The following is a 16,862-nucleotide window of genomic DNA, read 5'->3' on the forward strand; positions in this document are numbered from 1 at the left end:
TCTTGACTTATGGCACAAGCAGCAGCTTGCCATGCGTTTTCCGTCCTTGCAAAAGCCGATGCACCTCGGCGGCCTGCTCGAGCGGATAAACGCCGCCGATCATCAGCTTCAGGCTTCCTTCCTGCACCCACGCGAGCAATTCCCGCAAACTTTGTTCGTACAACGCCCGCTTTTTCATGATTTGCGGCAGGAAAAAGCCGATCACCGACCAGTTTTTCGCCATCAGCCGGACCGGATTGAGACGCGTCATTTCTCCGCTCGCCGCCCCATATACGACCAGGCGGCCGAACGGAGCGAGGCAATCGAGCGTCTGATGAAATACATCGCCGCCCGCCATTTCCAAAGCGACATCGACGCCGCGCCCGCCTGTCGCCTCCATCACAGCCGCAGCCCAGTCGTCTTTTGTATAATCAATAGTGACATCAGCACCAAGCCGCTCCGCCAACGCCCGCTTTTCCTCTGTGCTTGCCGTGGCGATGACTGTTTTGGCGCCGAACCGTTTCGCCAATTGGACGGCAATCGTTCCAACGCCGCCGGCTGCGGCGTGAACGAGCACCGTTTCCCCTTCTTCCAACCGGCCCATCGTTTTGAGAATATGGTAGGCGCTTAGCCCTTGCACCGGCAAGGCCGCCGCCTGCCGGGCATCCATGCCATCCGAAAGCGGCACGACCGCCCGTTCATCGACAGCGACAAATTCCGCATAGCCGCCGGATTCGATCAACGCGACGACGCGTTGCCCCGGGCGGACCGTTTGCACCTTCGGGCCGACTTCACGGACAACACCGGCCACTTCCGTCCCGGGTACGAACGGAAGCGGCGTCGGCACGATATAGCGGCCTTCCCGTCGGGCTGTATCCGCATAGTTGACGCCGATCGCTTCAGCTTCAATCACGACTTGCCGCCCCGAGGGCTTCGGACGTTCGCCTTCGCAAACACGCAAGACATCCGGTCCACCGTATTCAACAAATTGGACAAATTTCATGGCGATACCCCCTCTTTCGTTGCTTTTGTTGACGCCATATCGCGCAGTTCCGGGCCGAACGGCCCCAGCTCAAGTTTTGGAACGGCAGAAAGCGACCCGTGCCGGTTGATGTAGTCGATTTCTTTTTCCAAGCCGTACGCCGTCATCCAACGGCCGACGCGCGAGGCAGACAACACTTCTTTCGCCTTTCCTTCATCCGAATATTGCCGGTAAAAGAGCCATGCGGCCGTCGCGCTGTCGGACAGCTCCGCCGCGTTGATCCCTTGCTCGATCAAGCAGTGCACAAAGTAGCCGGCGCCATAAAAGTCTTCTAGGCAAAAACGGCCGGACGAGCCGGAACAAATTACAATGATTGTCTCTTCCTGATGCAAACGGCAAATATGCTCGCTGACCGCCGGGCTGTTCAGCAAGCTCGCCGCGTACACCGCGCGAGCCGCTTGGGCTCTGCGAATCCCCACCGTGCCATTGGTCGTCGATAGCACGACTGTTTTCCCTGGACAAACCGTTTGCAAAAACAGCGGCGCCGGCGGATGAAAACCAGCGATCGTCCGCCCTTCGTATTCGCCGACGAGCTCATAGCTGCCCTCTGGCAAGCGAAACGCGATCTCCTTGGCCTCCTCGGCGTTGCGCACCGGGATCACTGAACGAGCGCCGGCAGAGAGCACTGCTGTAATCGACGAGGTAGCAAGCAGAACATCGAACACGACAGCCACCTTTCGATCAGCAAGCGCCATCTCATCAATGTCTTCTTTGCGCAGCACGACATGCACTTTTGTCATCACTCCGCCTCACCGTCCTGTCACCAGCTGCCATGCATGCTCAATGAGCGCTTCGACAAACTGGCCAAAATGGTGAAACCGCTCATCGTTCGTCTGTCCGCGGCGATAGCGGTAATAAATTTGCTGGCAAATGACTGCTAGTTTAAAGTAGGCAAACGTTAAATAAACGTGTATATCAGATACATCACGGCCGCTTTTTTTCGCATACGCCTCAATAAACTGCTCGCGCGTATAAAAACCGGGACGGACGGTGGCCGGCGCGCGGCCAAATCCATTTTTCACAAGCGGCGGATCATCTTCTTCAATCCAATAACTCATCGCCACCGCTAAATCGGCAAGCGGATCGCCGACGGTCGACATTTCCCAGTCAAACAAACCGACCATTTTCGTTACGTCATCTTTGGCAAACAAAGCGTTGTTCAGCTTAAAGTCATAATGAATCACCGTTGCTTCGCGCTGCGGTGGGATGTGGGAAGCGAGCCACTTCATCAGCGCCTCGGCTTCCGGAATATCATCCGTCTTGGCCCGCTCATAGCGCTGAATCCATCCGTGCACTTGCCGCTCCATAAACCCTTCCGGCTTCACCATCTGCACAAGGCGCGTTTGGGTATAGTCGATTTGGTGGATGCGGACAAGCGTCTCGACCATCGTCTCGGAGATGCCGCGGCAAACCTCCTCCGTCGGAGTGATGCCGTCAGGAAAATCGCTATCAATCACGACGCCATGCCGCCGCTCCATGACGAAAAACGGGCTCCCGATCACCGATTCGTCTTCGCAAAAATAGAACGGTTTCGGTGCGAGCGGGAACAGCGGATGGATTTCCGAAAGCCATATGCTCTCCCGCTTCATATCATGCGCTTTTGGCGGCACCGGGCCCAACGGCGGCCGGCGCAGCACCGCCTCCCACTCTCCGCAGCGGAGCAAATACGTCAAATTCGACCGGCCGGCGGAAAATTGCTGGATCTCAAGCTCCCCATCCGGCATGTCCGGCAGCACCGTGCGCAAAAACTTGGCCAGCTTCCCTGCCGGCAGCTCTTCCCCCTTGCGCACTGGAATAATCGCTGTCATCTCTCCCTTTCCCCCTTGGTCAACAATTCAAGCGCGCCATGCTCCCGCACGGACAGCGTCCATTGATCCCCCCATCGGCTCGGCACTTGTTGGTCTCTCTTTTCACTCGGTTTTCGAGACAGACGACGCGCTCATGCCATCAAGCAAAATCACCACCATCTGTTTCGCCACCTCGGCATCGGTCAGCTCACCGTCCGGGCGAAACCATTGGTAGCTCCAATTGGCCGCCCCAAGCACGGTAAGCGTGGCGATCGATGGCGACAAATCGCGGCGCAGTTCACCGCTTTTCATTCCTTCCTCAATTAACGCCTGCAACCGATGACGAAACAAATCGCGCTTTTCTTTTACTTTCTGTAAATGCTCCTCATTCAAATGTTTCATTTCGCGAAAAAAAATGCGCGCTTCCCGTCCTTGCCGTTCGACATTATGGATGAGCATGAAGACAATATCATACAGTCGCTCCCGCACCGAGCGCTGTTTATCGCTTATAATGCGCTCCTCTTCGTCAAGCAGCCGTTCAATGTAGCGAAGGTGAATATCCATCAACAGTTCTTCTTTGCTTGTAAAATAGTAATAAAACGTCCCTTTTGTCACCCCAAGGGCGTCAACGATGTCTTGGATCGATGTTTCGCTAAACCCATTTTGCTCAAATAGTTCGATGCTGACAGCCATAATTTTCTCCTTCACGTTTTTACACCTCTTGTCTAATATGGTTGCTGTCAGCTATTGTACCATAAAACGGCCAAGCCCGCTTCGGACTTGGCCGAAAGCCGCAACGTTATTGCGATCGGGACGCTTCTTCACGCAAGGCGCGGCGCAAAATTTTCCCGACGTTCGTCTTCGGCAGTTCGGCACGGAACTCGACGATGCGCGGCACTTTGTACGCCGCTAAGTTTTTCCGGCAATGGGCAAGAATCTCTTCTTCGCTTGCCTGCATTCCATCTTTTAAGACGATGACCGCCTTCACCGTTTCGCCGCGGTATGAATCAGGCACGCCAACCGCCGCCGCCTCTTTCACCGCTGGATGTTCGTACAGCACTTCTTCAATTTCACGCGGATAAATGTTATAGCCGCCGGCGATGATTAGATCTTTTTTCCGGTCGACGATCGTCACATACCCTTCCTCGTCGATCGAGGCCAAATCGCCGGTGTACAGCCAACCGTCGCGAAGCGCCGCCGCCGTTTCTTCCGGCATGTTCCAATATCCTTTCATCACTTGCGGCCCGCGGATAATCAGCTCGCCGACTTCGCCTGGCGGCAGCTCTTGCGTGCCGGTCGCCACATCGACGACTTTGTACTCGGTCAGCGGCATGCCGATGCCGACCGTGCCCGGCTTGCGCGCTGCAAACGGAGGATTGCAATGCGTCACCGGCGAGGCTTCGGACAATCCGTATCCTTCAAGAACGACCGCCCCCGTTTTCGCCTCGAAGTCGCGCATCAACTCGAGCGGCATCGGCGCGCTGCCGCTGTTGCACGTTTTAATGCTGCTGATGCCGTACTGCTCAACCCCCGGCGTATTCGTGATGGCGACATACATTGTCGGCACGCCTGGAAACACGGTCGGCTGCCTGTCGCGAATCGTCTCCAAAACTTCTTTCAACTCAAAGCGCGGCAGCAAAATATTTTCCGCCCCTTGGTAAATGGCCAAGTTCATGCCAGACGTCATCGCAAACACATGGAACAACGGGATGACGGTCAAATACCGCTCTTTCCCCATCTCAAACGTCCCTTTGAAAAACTCGGCGCACTGCAAGACATTGGCAAAAATGTTGCGGTGGGTGAGCATCGCCCCTTTGGAACGCCCCGTCGTCCCGCCAGTATACTGCAGCACAGCGACGTCATACATTGGTTCAATCGGCACCGAGCGCACCGCTCCGCTCCCTCGGGCAAGAAACTCATCAAACGTCACGTCCCCGGGAGCCAGTGAAACAGACGGCGGCGCCCCAAGACTGACGGTGACCGCCTGCTTGACGGCCGTCCCCCCTCTGACCGCGGCAAGGCGGGAATAAAGCGGCTCATAAATGACAATCGTCTCGGCGCCGGAGTCTTTCAGCAAATAGGCGAGTTCACGCTCCACAAGCATCGGGTTGACTTGGGTGACGATGGCGCCCGCCTGCAAAATGCCATAGTAAGCGATGACATATTGCGGGCAGTTCGGCAGCATGATCGCCACACGGTCGCCTTTTTGCACTCCAAGCGCCTGCAGGCTCGAGGTGAAGCGGTTGACCGCCGCCTCAAGCTCGGCGTACGTCATCGTCTTGTCATAGAACGTCAGCGCCGGCTGGGAGCCGAATTCCGCCGCCCGCTCATGCAGTACATCGCATACCGTTTTGTCGGGAATATCCATATTGAACGAAATGTGCTCCGGATAAAGAGACAACGCCCGTTTCTCGCTCATTTGCGTTTCCCCCTTTTTTTCATTTTGTTAAATGCCGGTCGCATGGCTGCCGCCATCAACAACTAACAGCGCCCCCGTGACAAACGCAGACGCCGGCGAGGCGAGAAACAAGACAGCCCCCTTCAAATCATCGTCTCCGCCAAAGCGGCCGAGCGGCGTATGCTCGAGCACTTTGTTCCCCACTTGTTCAAGAACGACTTTTGACATTTTCGTCGGGAAAAAGCCCGGCGCCACCGCGTTGACGCGAATGCCGTGCTTCCCCCATTTGGCTGCCAAATCTCTCGTAAACGTGATGACCGCTCCTTTGCTTGTATTGTAGCCGATCGTATTTAAAATGTCCGGGTGCGTGCCGCCAAGACCGGCGACCGAGGCGATATTGATGATGGCGCCGCCTTTTTGGCCGGCGATCATCACCTTGCCGGCCGCCTGGCTCATGAGAAACGTGCCGGTGACGTTGACGTTGATCACCTTTTGCCACGCCTCAAGCGGCATCTCCTCGACCGGCGCTCCCCACGTCGCTCCGCTGTTGTTCACTAAAATGTCGATGCCGCCAAACTCTTTGACGGTCGTTTCGACGACGTGTTTGACATCCTCCGGATTCGTCACATCGCACTTTAGCGCCAGCGAGCGGACGCCGAGTTGTTCCAGTTTTTCTTTCACTTGCTCGCACGCTTCCACTTTCCGCGAACAAACGACGACGTCCGCCCCAGCTTCGGCAAGGCCGACGGCAATTTGCTCGCCGAGCCCGCGCCCGCCGCCCGTGACAATGGCGGTTTTTCCCGCGATTTTAAATAAGTCCAACACATGCATATGGACACTTCCTCTCCCTTATGATTGATATTGCCGCAATTCAAGTTTCGCTACTTGTTCTTTATGCACTTCATCCGGTCCATCGGCCAATCGGAGCGTGCGCGAGTTCGCCCACATGGCGGCAAGCGGAAAATCGTTGCTCACCCCAGCAGCGCCAAACGCCTGAATGGCGCGGTCGATGACCCTCAGAGCGACATTGGGCGCCACTACCTTGATCATCGCAATTTCTTTGCGCGCCGCTTTGTTGCCGACCGTATCCATCATGTACGCTGCCTTTAGCGTCAGCAAACGCGCCTGCTCGATCTCAATGCGCGACTGGGCGATCCACTCTCGGATCACGCCGTGTTCAGCGAGCGGCTTGCCGAACGCCACCCGCGACTGTACGCGCCGGCACATGAGTTCAAGCGCCCGCTCCGCTGCACCAATCAAGCGCATGCAATGGTGGATCCGCCCCGGGCCAAGCCGTCCTTGGGCGATGGCAAACCCTTTCCCTTCTCCCCAAATGATGTTTTCCTTCGGCACCCGCACGTTGTCATACGTAATCTCCGCATGCCCGTGCGGCGCATGGTCAAACCCGAACACCGGCAGCATCCGTTCAATTTTCACTCCTGGTGTATCGAGCGGAACGATGATCATCGACTGTTGCTCATGTTTTGGCGCATCGGGGTTCGTTTTTCCCATCACGATGGCGACTTTGCAGCGCGGGTCGCCGGCCCCGGACGACCACCATTTTCGCCCGTTGATGACGTATTCGTCGCCGTCGCGGACGATCGAGGCGCGAATGTTCGTCGCATCGCTTGACGCAACGTCCGGCTCGGTCATCGAAAAGCAGGAGCGGATTTCCCCGTTTAACAACGGGGTCAGCCATTTTTTCTTTTGCTCCTCTGTGCCGTAGCGGACGAGCACTTCCATATTGCCGGTATCCGGCGCATTGCAGTTGAACACTTCCGGAGCGATGAGAGAACGGCCCATAATTTCGCAAAGCGGTGCATATTCAACATTCGTTAATCCCGCGCCGTACTCGCTGTCCGGCAAAAACAAATTCCAAAGCCCTTGTTTTTTCGCCTTTTCCTTCAATTCTTCCATGATCGGGGGGACGCCCGACCATCTCGACTCTTGAGCATTCAACTGTTCCTCGTACACTTTTTCATTCGGGTAAATATAATCTTCCATGAAAGCGCTTAATTTTTTGATCAACTCCTGGACTTTCGGCGAGTAGGAAAAGTCCATGTCATCCTCCCCTTTTATACTAACTGGTTAGTATGTTCCTTTATTTTTACTATACCTCTAAAGGGAGTAATATTCAATATTTTTTGACTAATATATCGAATGAAAAGGGGGTATCCCAAAAGGATGGGGACACCCTTGCTCATCACCATATATAGACACGAAACAATGAATCATGCGCAATATGTTGTATTTCATTTGAGAAGAATGAAGCTTTTGGGTCAGCCCTTGTCACTCTTTCATATAATGCTTGTAGAGCGCTTGCGTGCCGCTGTTTTCCTCGCCGGCCCGCGCGAGCTCTTCGTACATCGATTTCGCCAGCGCCAGGCCAGGAAGCGGCAAATTCATGCGCTCAGCTTCTTCAAGCGCAATTTTCATATCTTTAATGAAATGCTTCACGTAAAACCCAGGCGCGAAATCACCGGACAGCATGCGCGGCGCCAAGTTGCTCAGCGACCAGCTGCCAGCCGCGCCTTTGGCGATGCTTTCCAACACTTTGAATGGATCAAGACCAGCCCGCTTCGCATACGCCATTGCCTCGCACACCCCTATCATGTTCGTCGCGATGGCAATTTGGTTGCACATTTTCGTATGCTGGCCGGCTCCAGCTTCTCCTTGCCGCACGATGTTCGTGCCAAGCCGTTCGAGAATCGGCTTGCACGCCAAAAAAACATCCTCGTCGCCGCCGACCATAATCGTCAACGTTCCTTCGCGCGCGCCGATGTCGCCGCCGGACACCGGAGCGTCCAAAGCGTGAATCCCCTTTTGCTTGGCCGCCTTGTAAATCGATTGCGCGAGCGTCGGCGTTGACGTCGTCATGTCAATCACGTACGTTCCCGGCCGCGCGTTCTCCAAAATGCCGCCTTCGCCGAAATACACTTGCTCGACATCGTGAGGATAGCCGACCATCGTAATGACGACATCCGACTCCCGCGCCAAATCAGCAACCGTTTCCTTCCAAACCGCTCCTTCTTGAAGCAAGCCTTCCGCCTTTTCTTTTGTGCGCGTATAGACGAGAAGCGGATAGCCCGCCTTCAACAAATGGCGCGCCATGCTTTTCCCCATGACGCCAAGGCCGATGAATCCGATCGTTTTCATCCGGTCTCCCCTCCTGTCGGTTTGCCTTAAATCGCTCTCACCATGCCGCCATCGACGATGAGAGCTTGACCGGTGACGTACGAATTCGCCTCGGACAACAAGAAGACGACGACGTTGGCAAACTCTTCCGGAGTTCCGTAGCGGCCGAGCGGAATGGCGCTTTTCATGCGCGCTTCCATTTCTTCTTTCGTAATGCCAAGCTTCTCAGCATTCACTTTGTCCAAAAAGGCAACGCGCTCCGTCGCGATCCGACCAGGAGCCACCGTATTGATTAAAATGCCATCCGGCGCCAGCTCCACAGCAAGCGTTTTCGTCAGCCCGACGATGCCGGTGCGGAACGTGTTGGATAAAATGAGCCCCGGAATCGGCTCTTTAATCGATGATGAGGCGATGTTGACAATTTTTCCTCCCTTTTTCTTTAAGTAAGGGAGCGTTTCGCGAATGAGACGAATATAGCTCAGCAAATTGAGCTCAAACGCATATTGCCAGTCTTCGTCGCTCACCGTTTCAAACGTCCCCGCCGGAGGGCCGCCGGCGTTGTTGACGAGCAAATCGATCGTCCCAAACGTCTCCACCGTTTTGGCGACAAGCTGGCGAATGTCGTCGGCGTTGGTGACATCTGTGCGCGTATAAGCGACGCGGCCCTTATGTAAACGGTTAAGCTCCTCGGCGACTTCCTGCAGCTTTTCTTCGTTCCGGCTCGTAATCATGACGTTCGCCCCTTCCAGCGCAAGCGCCCGGGCGATCGCCTTGCCGAGCCCTTGGCTTGAAGCAGCGACAAGCGCCGTTTTCCCTGCCAATCCAAGTTCCATACGAATCCCTCCAACAAAAAGGAATGGTGTTGAATAACTATATTCGCGTTGATTCGCCATTTTCCTGCTTTACATTGAAAAAGCAACATCACACAACTAAAAAACAGCGGAAACGGAAACGATCCATAAAGAACTCGGTTAAATGGAGAAGCGACTTTTCCGTCAAGGATATGGTAAACGTTTTCGTTGCATCTATATAGCATAAACGGATCGTTAAAAAGGAGGCATATAAAATGAATGCGTTCAAAGACCCAAACGCAATGAAGTTTGTTTCGCTTATTCTTTCTCTCATTGGATTGTTGCTAATGTTAAACAGCCCTGAATTAGGGAGCCGCCTTGCTTCATCGTGGGTTCGGTCGATGGGTGGCTCTGTCGGCTCTCAAGAATACTTGCAAATGTTGAAAGAATATATAAGCACGTATAAAATGGTCGGCGGAATTTTTTTGTTTGTCGGCTTGTTTTCTTTTCTGAACCATCGTCAGCCGTAACCGTCGTGTTTGTTCACGGGGCATCGCGGAACCTGCCTTTGTGCAGGTTTGCGCCTTTCGAATATGCGCGCCGTCGAGGGAAACCATGTGCGGGTGATTTCGAATTCCCCTTCTTATTTTCTTCAGTATTTTTCCGCAAGAAAATGAGAAAACTCTCCAACTGACCCCAGCCCGCGAAAAGGAAGGAGCCCGCGCATCGCAGGCTCCCCTTTTCCTTCTTGGTCAGCTTTCAAGCAGCAAATCTTCCGGATTTTCGATCAAGTCTTTCACCGTTTTTAAGAACCCTACCGCCTCTTTGCCATCGATGATGCGGTGGTCGTATGACAAGGCGACGTACATCATTGGACGGTTTTCGATCCGCTCCTCATCGACGGCGACCGGGCGCAGTTTGATCGAATGCATCCCTAAAATGCCGACTTGCGGCCCGTTGAGAAGCGGAGTCGACAGAAGCGAGCCGAACACGCCGCCGTTGGTGATCGTAAAGGTGCCGCCTTGCAAATCGGCGAGCGACAACTTATTGCTGCGCGCTTTCGCCGCCAATTCGGCAATATCGCGCTCAATTTCAGCAAAGTTTTTCCGGTCGCAGTCGCGCACAACCGGGACGACGAGCCCTTCGTCCGTCGAAACGGCCACGCCGATATCGTAATATTTTTTCAGCAAAATTTCATCGCCTTGGATCTCCGCGTTGACGTACGGATATTTTTTCAGCGCGGCGACGGCCGCTTTGACGAAAAACGACATAAAGCCGAGGCGGACGTCATGCTCCTCGAAAAATTTATCTTTTTTCCGCTTGCGCAGATCGATGACCGCCGACATGTCAATTTCATTGAACGTCGTCAACATCGCGGTCGTTTGCGTTACTTCAAGCAGCCGTTTGGCGATCGTTTGCCGGCGGCGCGACATTTTTTCGCGAATCACCGGCTTGCCAGCCTCGGCGGCTGGAATGGCGGCCGGCGTCGGCGCGGCTTGCGGAGCCGGCTGCGGGGCGGCCGGTTGTACAGCAAACGAAGCGACGTCTTGTTTCCGGACGCGCCCGAGCGGATCAGCCGTTGGCACTTGTGTTAAATCGATCCCTTTTTCACGCGCCATTTTCCGGGCGGCCGGCGAAGCGATCGGGCGTTGGCCTGGGGCTTGGGCGACCGCGACCGGCTGCGGCGCTGGCTGCTCGGCGCGGTCGGCCGGCGCGGCCGTTTCCGTTTCGTCAACCGGCTGCGGGGCAGCTTGCAAAGCGGCAGTCGGTTCTGCCGCTCCTTCGCCGATAATGGCGATCGCTTGGCCAACCGCAACCGTATCGCCTTCATTGGCAAGCAGCTGTTGCAAAACACCCGACTCTTCCGCCATAATTTCCACGTTCACTTTATCCGTTTCAAGCTCGCAAATCGTTTCTCCTTTTTCCACGTAGTCGCCCGGTTTTTTCAGCCATTGGGCGATCGTTCCCTCCGTGATGGATTCTGCTAACTCTGGGACTTTGATCTCAGCCACGTTGATGCCCTCCTCAAATGTTCCGTAGTCATCATTCATGCTTCGTCAATGCACAGCGGATGATGCGCTCTTGCTCTTTTCGGTGGACGACCGGATCGCCTTCCGCCGGGCTGGCCCGCCGGCGCCGCCCAATGTAGCTGACATCGACCCCCTCTGGAGCCAACGCCCGCAGGCGCGGTTCCATATACGTCCAAGCCCCCATGTTTTTCGGTTCTTCTTGCACCCAGATGAGCTCTTTGACGTTCGGATAGCGGGTGATGATGCCTCTCACCGCTTCTTCCGGGAACGGATACAGCTCTTCAATGCGCACGATATGCAACCAGTCGAGCCCTTCCATTTTGCCGATTTGTTCCGCCAAATCGATCATCAATTTGCCGGTGCCAAACACAATTCGTTCAACTTTGTCGGCGTCCGTTCCCAATCCCGGTTGCTCGAGCACCGGCGAGAACGCACCGTCGACGAGCACTTCCGCATCCGACGAGGCAAGCGGATGACGGAGCAAGCTTTTTGGCGTCATAATGATGAGCGGACGCACTTCTTCTCTTGTCAACAGCGCCGCCTGCCGCCTCAAAATATGGAAATATTGCGCGGCCGTCGATAAGTTGGCGACCGTCCAGTTGTTTTCCGCCGCCAGCTGCAAAAAGCGCTCGACGCGGCCGCTTGAATGTTCAGGGCCTTGCCCTTCATAGCCGTGCGGCAAGAGCATGACAAGCCCGGATTTTTGCCCCCATTTCGCCCGGCCGGATGAAATGAATTGATCAAACATCACTTGCGCCATGTTGGCGAAGTCGCCAAATTGCGCTTCCCAAAGCACGAGTGTCTCCGGCGCATAGACGTTGTAGCCGTATTCATAGCCGAGCACGGCGGCTTCCGTCAGCGGGCTGTTGTACACGACAAACGACGCTTTGGCGCCGCTGATGTGGTGAAGCGGCACATACTCTTCTCCGGTTTTCACGTCATGGAGCACCAAATGGCGTTGGGCGAACGTGCCGCGTTGCGAGTCCTGTCCGGTCAAACGGATCGGCACGCCATCTCGCAAAATGGTAGCAAACGCCAAAATTTCCGCGTGCGCCCAATCCACTTTGCCGTTTTGCGCAAACACGCCGCTTCGCCGTTTTAAAATGCGCTCAAGCTTGTTAAAGACGTTGAATCCGTCCGGAAACTGCAGCAATTCTTCGTTCACACGATGGAGCACGTCTTTCGCCACGCCCGTTTTCACTTCCGGCAGCCGATCGACGACCGGTTTGGGCGGATCCATGATGAAATCGAGCTCATCTTCGTTTTTCGGCACCCGCTCGTAGGCGATTTTCAACCGTTCGGCCACCTCTTGCTCCATTTCGTCGACTTCCCGCTCGGTGATAATCCCTTTTTCCATCAATTTTTGCGCATACAGCTGGCGCACGGTCGGATGTTGGTTGATGATCGCGTACATCGTCGGGTTCGTCGCCATCGGTTCATCCATTTCATTATGGCCAAAACGGCGGTAGCCGATCAAATCAATGACGAAATCTTTTTTGAACCGCTGGCGGTAGGCAAACGCCAAGCATGCGGCCGCCAAACAAGCCTCCGGGTCGTCGGCATTGACGTGCACAATCGGCACCTCAAACCCTTTCGCCATATCGGAAGCATACGTCGTCGAGCGTGAATCGTAGCTTTCCGTCGTAAAGCCGATCATGTTATTGGCGATGATATGGATCGTCCCGCCGGTCGTATAGCCGCGCAGCTGGCTTAAGTTGAGCGTTTCCGCGACGATCCCTTGTCCCGGGAACGCGGCATCGCCGTGAATCAAGATGGCAAACGACGCATCAGTATTTTGCACTGGCACGCCTGGTTTTGTCCGGTCTTCTTGCGCGGCGCGCGTGTAGCCAAGCACAACCGGATTGACCACTTCGAGATGGCTTGGGTTGTTCGCGAGCGTAATCCGCATCGTATGGGCGCTTTTATTGCGAAGGCGGCGCGCCGCCCCTAAGTGGTATTTGACATCACCCGTCCACCCGTACGTGATCGCCACCGCCCCTTCAGACGGAATAAAGTTTTTGCTTTCCGCATGCTGAAACTCGGCGAAAATCATTTCGTACGGCTTGCCGAGCACGTGAGCCAGCACGTTCAACCGGCCGCGGTGCGCCATGCCGATGTTGACGGCGTCGATTTCATGTTCGATCGCTTGGCGGACGAGCTCATCCAAAAGCGGCACCATGGAATCAAGTCCTTCGATCGAAAACCGTTTTTGCCCGACATACGTCCGGTGGATGAACTTTTCAAACCCTTCCACTTCCGTCAGGCGGCGCAACAAAGCAACCCGCTCTTTGTTCGCCAAGCTCGGGTAATACGCTCCGGACTCGATTTGCTGAATGAGCCAGTTCCTCTCTTCGAGATTATGTACTTGCGAGAATTCGAACGCGATTTTGTCTGTGTAAATTTTGCGCAAATGCAAGATGGCGTCCCAGCCGTTTTTGACATGCGCCGGAGCGTGCGGGCAAAGAAACGCGACCGGAATGCGCTTTAAATCCTCTTCGGTTAAGTCGTATTCGTCAAGCTCCAAGCGGCGCAGCTTTTTCTCCGTTTTGACAAGCGGATTCGTATCGGCAGCCAGATGGCCATAATGGCGAATGCTGTCCGCCAACTTGACGGCAGCGACAAGCTTGCTGAAAATTGTCGGCGTCTCCGGCAGCCGGAACGTTTGATGCGTTTTGGCTGCTTCGTCATCCGCAGGAGAAACCGGTTCTTCCAAGACCGGCGCCCCCCACTGTTCGAACAATTGCTTCAGTTCCGGGTCGATGCTGTTAGGGTCATCGAGGTATTGTTCATACATTTCGATGACATAACCGAGGTTCGGCCCGTAAAACTGGCTCCACGGTTGAGCGTAGTTCGTCTGTTTTGCCATCGTGAAAAAACCTCCACCTTGTTTTCGCATCGTTCGGGCTGGGCAACAGCTATGCATGAAAGTCCTCATTTAGCTGCCAGTATCCCCAAACGTACAGCAAAATAACGGTATAAACGTTTTCACTGTTTATTTTAGCACTATCGCTCACTAAAATCGACGAAGAAGCTGAAAAAATTTCACTTATTATCATTGTATGAATAGAAAAAAGATCGTGACTGCACGGCGGCGGAACATTCATGATTTAGGCGGTTCATCTTTCGCTTATTTTTGAAACTGCCCCCTGCACAAACGGAACGCTATCCCGTCTACGCAATCGCTTAAAAGGGGCGGGGGCGCCTGCCCTACGGCAGGCCAGCCGAGCCATCCCTATGAGCCCCACAATTCCGTTGTTCCCACTTGTGGCGTTGAAGTGGGGGCTTCTCGGTTAGTGATGAAAATGATAAGAAAAGCGCAAAGCGCCCCAATTTCGCCTAAAGACAGCCCGCATCCTGCGGGCAACGGCGAAATGTCGCCATTCCTTGGCTCTGCGAAGAGCGCACAAGCCCCGCCAAGGAGGCTCAGCCCAAGCAAAGCTTGGGCTTGCGTGGGATATTTCAAAGAAGCGAACTCCATGTGTCGCCGCCGAAAGAAGGGGCGGAGCGCATCACACCGATGGCGCTTGGAGCTAGACAGCTCTTCTGCCCAATTGCAAAATTTTATACTTTCCTATTTTTATAAAAAAGGCGCCCGTTGCAGTTGGGGCGCCTTCTGTTTTTATGAAATTTTAAATTTTTCCACCAGTTGTTTCAGTTTTTGGCTCATTTCGTTCAACGCCTCCGCCGATTCCGTCACCGTCGAAAGCGCCTGCAGCTGATCATCGGCCGAAGCGGCCACTTCCTCCGCCGCTGCCGCTGCTTGTTGGGCGATAGCGGCGATGTTTTGCATCGCTCCGACGACATCATCTTTGCTTATGTTCATCTTCTTAGCTTCCTCCAACACTCCAGCCAGTGCTGTCGTCAATTGTTCCATCATACCGGTGATTTTCACGAATGAATCGCCGGTCGTATGCACGGCTTCTCTTTGTTCGTCGTACGCCTGCTTGGAGCGGCCGACCGCCTCCATCACCAGCCCGGCTTGCTGCTGGATGGCGGCGATCGTCGCGCGGATCATCTCCGTCGCTTTCGCTGATTGTTCGGCCAGCTTGCGCACCTCATCGGCAACAACGGCAAACCCTTTGCCATGCTCGCCAGCCCGCGCCGCCTCGATGCTGGCGTTCAACGCCAGCAAATTCGTCTGTCCGGAAATGGCCGTGATCGTTTGAATGACGCCGTCAATTTCATCCATCTTTTTCACAAGGTCGCTAATGACATTTTCGACAGACTCCAGTTCATTTTTCGCTTCCTCCGATTTTTTCTGCAAAATGTTTAAATGCTCCAAGCCGTCGTAGCTCGCGGTTTTCGTTTCATCGGACAGCGACTCCATGCCAGCCGTCGCATTCGTGACCGCTTCGATTTGCTGCGACAGCGCCGTCGTCCGCTCATTGATCGTATCAAGGCTTCCTGCTTGATCGGTCGTTCCTTTGGCGATTTCGCCTATGGCTTTTGCCACTTGTTCGCTTGTGGCCATCGTTTCTTCCGAGACAGCGCTCAAATGGTCAGCTGAAGCGGCCAATTCATTGACCGAGCGGTTTACCTCGCTGATCAGCATCCGCATATGGTCGATCATGTCATTGAAGTGGCGGGCGAGGCGGCCAATCTCATCTTTGGCAGTGACACGCGCGTGCACCGTCAAGTCGCCGCCCGCCGCCTTTTCGACTTGCTCTTGCAGCGCAGCAATCGGCCTTGTGATCGAGCGCGCCAAGAAATAGACGGCAACAAGCGCCACAATGAGCGCAATAATGGTAATGACAAGCATGTTTACTCCAAGCGAGCGGCTCATCGCCGATAAGTCCTTTTCTTTATAGACGACGCCGACCTTCCAGCCGAGCTCTGGAATAGTAGTGAAGTAAATCACCCGCTGTTCGCCGTCTTGCTCATATTCGTGCATTCCTTTTTCATGCTCGAGCATATAGCGGATCGTCGCATTTTTCGCCATGTTTTTTCCTTTATATTGCGGGTGGACGACCGCCGTCCCTTTCGCGTCAAACAGCACCGGATAGCCGTGATAGCCGACGTCGCTCGCATTGACGATTCTCGTCACCGCATCGAGCGTCATATCGATGCCGATGACCGCAGCAATGCGGCCGTTTTCGCTCACTGCTTTGGCCAACGTCACAACGTGCTTGCCAGTAATGGCATCGACATAAGGTTCGGTCCACACGACTTCATCCGGCCGCTTCATCGCTTCTTTATACCACGGGCGGCTCGTCGGATCGTATCCGTCCGGGAGCTCTGTCATCGGCGTGATGTACATTTTCTTCTGCTCGGTGCCAATATAGATGAATTGCACATTCTCATGCAGGCGCAAAAACGTACGGAACTGCTTTTCCAGCCCGGACCAGGCGCTTTCGTCCCGAACCATTTGCAAAGCCAACGGCGATTCGCTGAATTGCACTAAGCTGTTCTCTTCACTTTGAAAACTGTCGCGAATGTCGCCAAGCAGCCCGTCAAGCGCCGTCTGCGCCCGTTGTTTCACATCAGCGTCAACCATCCGCCGTATTTGCACAACCCCAACGAGTTGCGTCGCTGCCAGGGAAATAACTAACAATAAAGCCATCAAGACGATCAATTTGCTGCGCAATGTCCGGAACACTCGCTATTTCTCCCCTCTGTTTCCTCTTTTTGTCGAACTAATTTTCATTATACAAAGGACGATCGTCCCCCGTCTATAGGAGGACCTTCTTAATTCATACATAA

12 protein-coding genes and 1 pseudogene are annotated in these 16,862 nt (G+C 54.6%); 1 reads left to right on the top strand and 12 read right to left on the bottom strand.

Annotated features, from left to right (window positions below):
- Positions 1-7: 7 nt before the first annotated feature.
- The 9 genes and pseudogenes from LG52_RS10505 to LG52_RS10545 form a co-directional block, all read right to left on the bottom strand.
- Entirely contained in the window at positions 8-982 is a 975-nt protein-coding gene (locus LG52_RS10505) for a quinone oxidoreductase family protein (RefSeq protein ID WP_044731876.1), read from the bottom strand.
- Positions 979-1,761 (bottom strand): 2-phosphosulfolactate phosphatase, encoded by a 783-nt coding sequence (locus LG52_RS10510; RefSeq protein WP_044731877.1) that lies wholly within the window; start codon positions 1,759-1,761, stop codon positions 979-981. The genes LG52_RS10505 and LG52_RS10510 overlap by 4 nt, the downstream gene beginning before the upstream one ends.
- Before the next feature lie 9 nt (positions 1,762-1,770).
- The gene (locus LG52_RS10515) at positions 1,771-2,829 is read right to left on the bottom strand and encodes a phosphotransferase family protein (RefSeq protein ID WP_044731878.1); all 1,059 of its coding nucleotides are present in this window, start codon (positions 2,827-2,829) and stop codon (positions 1,771-1,773) included.
- Between the two features lie 102 nt (positions 2,830-2,931).
- On the bottom strand, positions 2,932-3,501 hold the full coding sequence (locus LG52_RS10520) for a TetR/AcrR family transcriptional regulator (RefSeq protein ID WP_082055745.1): 570 nt from the start codon (positions 3,499-3,501) through the stop codon (positions 2,932-2,934).
- Positions 3,502-3,607: 106 nt separating this feature from the next.
- A complete protein-coding gene (locus LG52_RS10525) occupies positions 3,608-5,227 on the bottom strand; it encodes a long-chain-fatty-acid--CoA ligase (RefSeq protein WP_044731880.1) in 1,620 nt (539 codons plus the stop codon).
- A 27-nt stretch (positions 5,228-5,254) separates the two neighbouring features.
- Positions 5,255-6,037: an SDR family oxidoreductase gene (locus tag LG52_RS10530; protein WP_044731881.1), complete on the bottom strand. Its 783-nt coding sequence runs from the start codon at positions 6,035-6,037 to the stop codon at positions 5,255-5,257.
- Positions 6,038-6,055: 18 nt separating this feature from the next.
- Positions 6,056-7,267, bottom strand: coding sequence for an acyl-CoA dehydrogenase (locus tag LG52_RS10535; RefSeq protein ID WP_044731882.1), 1,212 nt, complete (start codon positions 7,265-7,267; stop codon positions 6,056-6,058).
- A gap of 228 nt (positions 7,268-7,495) precedes the next feature.
- Positions 7,496-8,383: pseudogene (locus tag LG52_RS10540) on the bottom strand (NAD(P)-dependent oxidoreductase); the annotation flags it as partial.
- A gap of 5 nt (positions 8,384-8,388) precedes the next feature.
- Entirely contained in the window at positions 8,389-9,174 is a 786-nt protein-coding gene (locus LG52_RS10545; RefSeq protein WP_044731884.1) for an SDR family oxidoreductase, read from the bottom strand.
- A gap of 233 nt (positions 9,175-9,407) precedes the next feature.
- Between LG52_RS10545 and LG52_RS10550 the strand changes: the two genes are divergently transcribed.
- Positions 9,408-9,662 carry a hypothetical protein gene (locus LG52_RS10550; protein ID WP_044731885.1) on the top strand — a complete coding sequence of 85 codons (255 nt, stop codon included), beginning with the start codon at positions 9,408-9,410 and terminating at the stop codon, positions 9,660-9,662.
- A gap of 222 nt (positions 9,663-9,884) precedes the next feature.
- On the opposite strand, the gene odhB is transcribed toward LG52_RS10550, so the two are convergent.
- The 3 genes from odhB to LG52_RS10570 all read right to left on the bottom strand — a co-directional run bounded on the left by odhB (position 9,885) and on the right by LG52_RS10570 (position 16,758).
- Positions 9,885-11,144 (bottom strand): 2-oxoglutarate dehydrogenase complex dihydrolipoyllysine-residue succinyltransferase, encoded by a 1,260-nt coding sequence (odhB, locus tag LG52_RS10555; RefSeq protein ID WP_044733210.1) that lies wholly within the window; start codon positions 11,142-11,144, stop codon positions 9,885-9,887.
- 31 nt (positions 11,145-11,175) lie between these two features.
- Positions 11,176-14,028, bottom strand: coding sequence for a 2-oxoglutarate dehydrogenase E1 component (locus LG52_RS10560; protein WP_044731886.1), 2,853 nt, complete (start codon positions 14,026-14,028; stop codon positions 11,176-11,178).
- Positions 14,029-14,781: 753 nt separating this feature from the next.
- On the bottom strand, positions 14,782-16,758 hold the full coding sequence (locus tag LG52_RS10570; RefSeq protein ID WP_044731888.1) for a methyl-accepting chemotaxis protein: 1,977 nt from the start codon (positions 16,756-16,758) through the stop codon (positions 14,782-14,784).
- Between the last annotated feature and the right edge of the window lie 104 nt (positions 16,759-16,862).

Source organism: Geobacillus kaustophilus (assembly GCF_000948285.1).
GTDB classification, from domain to species: Bacteria; Bacillota; Bacilli; order Bacillales; family Anoxybacillaceae; genus Geobacillus; species Geobacillus thermoleovorans_A.

Coding starts and splice junctions, on each gene's coding strand:
- LG52_RS10505 (WP_044731876.1), bottom strand. CDS start 982: ATGAAATTTGTCCAATTTGTTGAATACGGTGGACCGGATGTCTTGCGT.
- LG52_RS10545 (WP_044731884.1), bottom strand. CDS start 9,174: ATGGAACTTGGATTGGCAGGGAAAACGGCGCTTGTCGCTGCTTCAAGC.
- LG52_RS10515 (WP_044731878.1), bottom strand. CDS start 2,829: ATGACAGCGATTATTCCAGTGCGCAAGGGGGAAGAGCTGCCGGCAGGG.
- LG52_RS10510 (WP_044731877.1), bottom strand. CDS start 1,761: ATGACAAAAGTGCATGTCGTGCTGCGCAAAGAAGACATTGATGAGATG.
- LG52_RS10560 (WP_044731886.1), bottom strand. CDS start 14,028: ATGGCAAAACAGACGAACTACGCTCAACCGTGGAGCCAGTTTTACGGG.
- LG52_RS10525 (WP_044731880.1), bottom strand. CDS start 5,227: ATGAGCGAGAAACGGGCGTTGTCTCTTTATCCGGAGCACATTTCGTTC.
- LG52_RS10530 (WP_044731881.1), bottom strand. CDS start 6,037: ATGCATGTGTTGGACTTATTTAAAATCGCGGGAAAAACCGCCATTGTC.
- LG52_RS10550 (WP_044731885.1), top strand. CDS start 9,408: ATGAATGCGTTCAAAGACCCAAACGCAATGAAGTTTGTTTCGCTTATT.
- LG52_RS10535 (WP_044731882.1), bottom strand. CDS start 7,267: ATGGACTTTTCCTACTCGCCGAAAGTCCAGGAGTTGATCAAAAAATTA.
- LG52_RS10520 (WP_082055745.1), bottom strand. CDS start 3,501: ATGGCTGTCAGCATCGAACTATTTGAGCAAAATGGGTTTAGCGAAACA.